This window comes from Meiothermus luteus (assembly GCF_003574085.1).
Classification (GTDB): domain Bacteria; phylum Deinococcota; class Deinococci; order Deinococcales; family Thermaceae; genus Meiothermus; species Meiothermus luteus.
Window position 1 is genome coordinate 1 of record NZ_QWKZ01000128.1, and the last position, 6,102, is coordinate 6,102.

8 protein-coding genes are annotated in these 6,102 nt (G+C 66.4%); 7 read left to right on the forward strand and 1 reads right to left on the reverse strand.

The genetic code is table 11. The annotated features are described in order from the left end of the window. From Mlute_RS13635 to Mlute_RS13655, 5 genes are all read left to right on the forward strand, one after another. The coding region (locus Mlute_RS13635) for a P1 family peptidase (protein WP_182482576.1) at positions 1–477 on the forward strand (477 nt) is incomplete at its 5' end. Beyond that, entirely contained in the window at positions 470–1,663 is a 1,194-nt protein-coding gene (locus Mlute_RS13640) for a M20 family metallopeptidase (protein ID WP_119361135.1), read from the forward strand. The genes Mlute_RS13635 and Mlute_RS13640, both read left to right, overlap by 8 nt. Before the next feature lie 10 nt (positions 1,664–1,673). Beyond that, positions 1,674–2,432: an HAD family hydrolase gene (locus Mlute_RS13645; protein WP_119361136.1), complete on the forward strand. Its 759-nt coding sequence runs from the start codon at positions 1,674–1,676 to the stop codon at positions 2,430–2,432. A 50-nt stretch (positions 2,433–2,482) separates the two neighbouring features. Continuing rightward, complete coding sequence (locus Mlute_RS13650; RefSeq protein ID WP_119361137.1) at positions 2,483–3,595, forward strand: YjgN family protein; 1,113 nt, start codon at positions 2,483–2,485, stop codon at positions 3,593–3,595. Positions 3,596–3,605: 10 nt separating this feature from the next. Continuing rightward, complete coding sequence (locus tag Mlute_RS13655) at positions 3,606–4,634, forward strand: M48 family metallopeptidase (protein WP_119361138.1); 1,029 nt, start codon at positions 3,606–3,608, stop codon at positions 4,632–4,634. Here Mlute_RS13655 and Mlute_RS13660 read toward each other — a convergent pair. After that, positions 4,631–5,266, reverse strand: coding sequence for a hypothetical protein (locus tag Mlute_RS13660; RefSeq protein ID WP_119361139.1), 636 nt, complete (start codon positions 5,264–5,266; stop codon positions 4,631–4,633). The two genes, Mlute_RS13655 and Mlute_RS13660, sit on opposite strands and share 4 nt — an antisense overlap. A 169-nt stretch (positions 5,267–5,435) precedes the next feature. Here Mlute_RS13660 and Mlute_RS13665 point away from each other — a divergent pair, with 169 nt between their 5' ends. After that, on the forward strand, positions 5,436–5,705 hold the full coding sequence (locus Mlute_RS13665) for a GlsB/YeaQ/YmgE family stress response membrane protein (RefSeq protein ID WP_119361141.1): 270 nt from the start codon (positions 5,436–5,438) through the stop codon (positions 5,703–5,705). Between the two features lie 60 nt (positions 5,706–5,765). Then, on the forward strand, positions 5,766–6,102 hold a 337-nt coding region (locus tag Mlute_RS13670; RefSeq protein ID WP_119361140.1), incomplete at its 3' end, for an HTH domain-containing protein.

The window sequence follows — 6,102 nt, forward strand, 5'->3', positions numbered from 1 at the left end:
GTGGTGGGGGCCTTGGTGGTGGCCAACGCCTACGGTCGGGTCCACGACCCGAAGAGCGGCGAGCTTTACGCGCGTTACCTAGAGGTCGCGGGCGAATTCCGGCTCAAGCGTCCCCCGCAGCCCCTCACCCCTCCGGACCATACCGAAGCGCCCCTTTCCCCTTTTCCAAGGCAGACCGTGATTGGCTGTGTGGCCGTCAACGCCCGTTTGAGCAAGGCCCAGGCCCAGCGAGTTGCCCGGATGGCCCACGACGGAATTGCTCGAGCCATCCAGCCCGCCCACACCCTCTTTGACGGGGACACCCTTTTCTGCTTGGCCACCGGGGGTGAGCCCGTGCAGAGCCCTGCCGAGCTGAGCCTTTTGGGCGCGGTGGCCGCCGATGTGGTGGCCCGGGCCATTGTCCACGGGGTGCTGCACGCCCGCTCGGCGGGGGGCCTGGTCTCCTACCGCGCGCTCTACGAGGGGGCGGATGAGTAGCTACGGGCTGGCCCTAAAGGCTGCTGGGGCGGTGGATGCTGAGGAGCTGGTGCGGCTTACCCAGGCCCTGGTACGCATCCAGAGCTACTACCCAGGCCCCGGGGAGGCCCCGGTGGTGGCCTATTTGGAGCCCTACCTGCGCGCGCGGGGTTTTCGGACCATGGTCCAAGAGGTGGCCCCGGGGAGGCCCAACCTCATCGCTGACTTGGGCGAGGGCCCGGGGGGGCTAATCTTAGAGGGCCACGCCGACGTGGTGACCCACGGCGATCTTTCCCAGTGGAGCTTTCCCCCTTACGAGGGGCGCGTCGTGGGGGGGCGCATCTATGGGCGAGGGGCCTGCGACATGAAGGGGGGGCTGGCTGCGGCGGTTGTGGCCGCCCAGGCCGTGCGGCGGGTTTTGGGGGAGCCTGGGCGAACCCTTCGCCTCTGCATCGTCTGCGACGAGGAAGGGCTGATGAGTGGCATCAAGGCCTTTATCCGGGCTGGCTACGCCCAGGGCTTTAGAGGGGCCATCGTGTGTGAGCCGGAAGAGAACCGGGTTTGTTTGTGGCAGAAGGGGGCCATGCGGGTCTGGGTGGAGTTTGAAGGCCGGATGGCCCATGGGGCCATGCCCTACGCAGGGGTCAACCCGATTCCCTCAGCCTCGAGGTTTGTGCTGGCCCTGCAGGGGCTGCAAAGGGCTCTACAGGCCGAAAGCCGGCACCCCCACCTGGGCCTGCCCTGGATTACCCCTACGGTCTTTGAGGCCCGGGCCGGGGAAGGCCAGTTCAACGTCATACCGGGCCGGCTCCGGCTGGGGTTGGATGTTCGCACCAACCCCGACCAGGCCCACGCGGAGCTTCGCCGCCGCATGGAGGGGTTGTTGCAGGAGAGCCTCGAGCCGGGGGTTCAGGCCCGCCTCGAGGTCTTTGAGGACCGGCCAGCCACGCAGACCCCCCGGGAGGCCGAGGTGGTGCGGGCGGTGGAGGAAAGCCTGGGGCTTCTGAGGCTGCCCCTGCGCTATGGGGGGGTCCCAGGGGCCACCGATGGGACCTTCCTCTCGGCCTGGGCCGGCCTGCCCGTGGTGGTTCTGGGTCCCGGGGGCCAGACCGTGCCCCACCAGGCCGACGAGTTCGTGGAGGTGGAGGAACTGGTTGCGGCGGCCCGGATTTATGCGGCGGCAAGTGTCCTGATGCTTTGGCCGTAAACTGGGGTGGATGGGCTGGCTCAGTTTTGACCTGGACGGCACCCTGGCCGACTGGCCCTTTCGCCGGGTGGCCCGGCCCTGGCTGGAACCCTTTTTGGCCGAGCCCAGGGTTCGCCACGCCCTGCGGGAGGAGTACCTGCGAAGGCTGGCTGAGGGCAGCCCGGCGGCCTTTGACTGGGGCGACATCCAGCGTGCTGTGGCGGAGAGGCTGAGGCTGGAGCGGCCCTTCCCGGATTTGGAGAGGCTTTTGGGCGAGGTGGAGCTCGAGCCCACCCTGCTCTACCCTGAGGCGCTTCCCGCGGTGCACGCCGTGCGGGCCTTGGGCCACCGCATCGCCGTGGCCACCAACGGTCTGGCCCGCTACCAGCGGGTCCTGTTGGACCGGCTTGGCCTACCCTACGACCGGTTGCTGGCCCCCGACCTCACCCAGACCATCAAGCCCCACCCGTCGTTCTGGTCCTCTTTGGACGGGGCTGCTGTGCCGCTGGTCCACGTGGGCGATCTGTTAAGCCAGGATGTCTGGGGGGCCCAACAGGCTGGGATTTTGGCGGTCTGGCTGTGGCGGCAGATGCCTCCCGACTGGCGAAGAACCCCCGTTTTTGAACGCCCCCAGAGGCCCGACCTGGAGGAGGTGGTCGCGGCCCGGCTACAAAGCGAACTGGAGGAGCACGCTTTGGCCCCTCACCTGAGGCCCCCGCGCCCGCCCAGGCCCGATTACGTGGTGGCCGATTTGTGGGAGCTGGTTGAGCTTTTGGGGCTGGGGGTTTGACGGGTAGATGAACCCCCTTCCCACTGGGGCGCAGCTTACACTGAGGCGGTATGGATTCCCACCCGCAAACCAACTGGAACGCCGAGCCGTTGCAAGGGACCCAGGCAGCTCAGCCCCCCGCAGGGCCCCAGACCTATCGGTTGGAGTTTCGGGGCCGCGCGGAGGAGTTCTTCCGCATATGGATTGTCAACATCGTGCTGAGCGTACTAACCCTGGGGGTCTATTACGCCTGGGCCAAGGTGCGGGCCCGGCGCTACCTCTACGCCAACACCTACCTGGCGGGCCACCCCTTTGAGTACCTGGCAGAGCCCCTGCCCATCCTGCGCGGCAACCTGGTGGTGGCCGCCGGCCTAGGGCTTTACTACTTCGCCAACAACCTCTACCCGGAGCTTGGCTTTCTGGTGGTGGCGGGAGGGTTCGCCCTGCTCCCTTGGGTCATCCACCAGACCCTGCGCTTCACCGCCCACAACTCGGCCTACCGGGGCATCCGCTTCGGTTTTCAGGGCAGTCTGCGGGAGGCCTACTTCCAGTACTTCTGGCTGGGCCTCCTCGCCTTTATCACCCTCGGCCTGGCCACCCCCTATGTCCGCTTCCGCCAGCGGCAGTACATCTACAACCACATCGCCTACGGCGCCACCCGCTCCCGTTTTACCGGGCAGCTAGGGTTCTTTTGGTCGGTTTACCTTAAGGCGGTGGGCCTGGCGCTGCTCCTTTACCTTGGGGTGGGCTTGCTGGCCGTGCTGGTCTTTGGGGCGGGAGCGGTTCTCGTCCCACTTCCTGGCGCCGACCTGCTGGCCCTCTTGGCCGTCCTGGCGCTTAGCCTGCTGGCCCTTTCAGCCTTGGTGGTTGTCCAGCAGTACCTTTACGTCAGGCTGACCAACCACACCTGGAACCACACCACCTTGGGGCCGCTGCGCCTCCGGGCCCGCTTGCGGGTCCGCGACCTGACCTGGATTAGCCTCACCAACCTGCTGGCCGTTGTCCTCACCTTGGGGCTGGCCATTCCCTGGGCCAAGGTGCGCTACCTGCGGCATGTGCTGGAACACTTGTTGCTCCAAAGCGAGGCCGAGTTGGATGACCTCGTAGCCGCTGGGGGGCCGGATCGGGTGGCTAGCCTGGGCGAGGCCGCTACGGATATTCTGGGCCTGGAGATAGGTCTTTAGGGGCCCTTTTATGGAAATTTTCTTCTGGGCTACCTACTTTGACGGAAAAAGCGCCCGGGCCCGCTCGGTAGAGGTGCTCTACGACGGGCGGCGGCTGCGGGTGAAGGGGGAGGGGGTGGCCCTGGAACCCTACCTGGAGGAGTGCCGCATTGTTCCACCCTTGGGGAGAACCCGGCGGGTAGTGGTGCTGCCGGATGGGGGGCGGCTGGAAACCGACAACCAGGAGGCCATCCGTCGGCTGGAGCGGGAGGCCGGGAGAAACCCCGGGCAGCGCCTGGTGGACGCGCTTGAGCGTCGCTGGCCGTGGGTGCTGGCCTCGCTGGTGGCCCTGTTGGTGTTTAGCTGGGCTTTTTTGCACTGGGGTCTGCCCGCTGCGGCCCAGCAGGCTGCCCTCCTCACCCCCATAAGCGTGGCCGAGACCATCAGCGAGCAGGCGCTAAAGCTTCTGGACGACCAGTTTTTGGCCCCTTCCCGGCTCAGTCCCGGGCGGCGCCAGGAGCTGGAGGCCCTTTTCCAGGAGGTGGTGGGGGAGATGGGGGGAAGCTACCCCTACCGCTTGGAATTCCGAGCCGGCCCGCAGCTTGGCCCCAACGCCCTGGCCCTCCCCTCAGGGGTGGTGGTGCTGACCGATGAGCTGGTGGCCCTGGCCCAGGACAACCGCGAGATAGAGGGGGTGCTGGCCCACGAGGTGGCCCACATCTTGCACCGCCATAGCCTGCGCCAACTCTACCAAGGGGCAGGGCTTTACGTGCTGGTCGCGCTGGCCTTGGGGGATGTAGCCTCTGCCACCTCGTTGGCGGTTGGCCTGCCCCTCCTTCTCATCCAGTATGGGTATAGCCGGGCCTATGAGTTTGAAGCCGATGCCACCGCTGGGGCTTACCTGATGAGGCGCTACGGCACCACTGCGCCTCTTCAGGCCATGCTGCTGCGCTTGGAGAGCCTCTCCGCCAAGGCCCACCCACCCAGCTACCTCTCCACCCATCCGGCCACCCTCGAGCGGGTGGAGCGCCTGCAGCGCCTTGAGCAAGGCGGGCCTTAGTAGCCCAGCCCGAAGAGGACATGCAGGGTTCTGAAGAACCCCTCGGCGTAGCCCTGTGCGATCTGCAGCCGGCTTTGGCTCAGGGTGAGCTTGGCCTCGAGCAGCGCGGCAGGCAGGCCGGGAAACTCCACCCCCAGGGCGAGCTGCCCTCCAATTCCCCCCAGGTGGTAGAAACGGGGGTCGCCGTCCACACCCCAGGCCTGGTTGCGCACCTCTGTTTCTGGGTGGGGAACCACCACCCCCAGCCCCAGCCGCGGGACCAGCCGAAGCCCTCCCAGCCCTTCCCCATAGGCCAGGTTAAGGAGAAGGTAGTTGAAGCCGTCGGTCGCGTTGAGCTGTTGCACGACCTCACCGCCGGGTCCCCCTAGCCAGTAGAGTTTTTGGTGCACAAGCTCCAGCTCGTAGCGCAGGCCGGTGGGGCTACCCACCCACAGCCGGGCGGCGTAGTAGGGGAAAGGCTCAAGGTCCCGCCCCTCGAACCGGGCTCCCTCCACATAGACCTCCGGGTAACCCCGCTGAACCACCCGCAGTTCCACCGGGGCGTTGAAGGTGAGCCCAATGGCCACTTGAAGACCCCAGCCCTGGGCTGTGGCTATTCCCGTTCCTACCAACAGGGCAATAAGGGTGCGCATGCCTTACCCTAGAGCCGGCCTGTGAGGGAAGGCTTAAAACAAAAACCGCGGCTTTTGCCGCTTATGATTTTAGAATATCACGGTATACGCTATACGTCAAGCCTATGCACCGCTGGGCCGTTGCAAGGAGGGAGAAGCCGGGTGTAAGCTGGCGATGAAGGAGGAAAGTGTGTCCTGGATTGTGGCTATCCTGGTGGGGGCCCTTATTGGTTGGATGGCTAGCCGGGTTATGGGAACAGACGCCCAGCAGGGGGCCTTGGCCAACATCGTGGTGGGGATCGCGGGCTCCTTGCTGGCCAAGTGGCTTTTTGCCGACGTTTTGGGTATCGGCGGGGCGGCCTCTGCCGGCTCTTTGAGCCTAGGCGGTGTGCTTTGGGGGTTGGTGGGGGCGGTGCTGCTCATCTGGGTGGCTCGAGCCCTAGGTCTTTTCCGTCGGTGAAGAAGGGCCTGCACGGGCGGGGGCTTGCCTTGTCAACCTACAAAAAGTATTTTGGTTGACGTGCTGCCCCTGCTGGACCACCTGAGCGAGCGCTACCAGAGCGGCCCGGCGCTGGCGCAAAGGTTGGGGGTGAGCCGCACGGCCGTTTGGAAGCAGGCTGCGGCGCTGCGGGCGCAGGGCTATCCGCTAGAGACACAGCAGGGCCGGGGATACCGCCTGGCCCCGGGTAGCCCCACCCCACGAGCCCTAGAAGCTCTCCGAGAAGGCCGCTTCGGAGCCTTTTACGCCTACTTGGGCACGGTGGAGAGCACCCAGGAGGTGCTCAGGAGCTGGGCCCTGGATGGGGCCGAGGAGGGGGCGGTGGTGCTGGCGGAGCGCCAGCACCACCGCCCCCTCC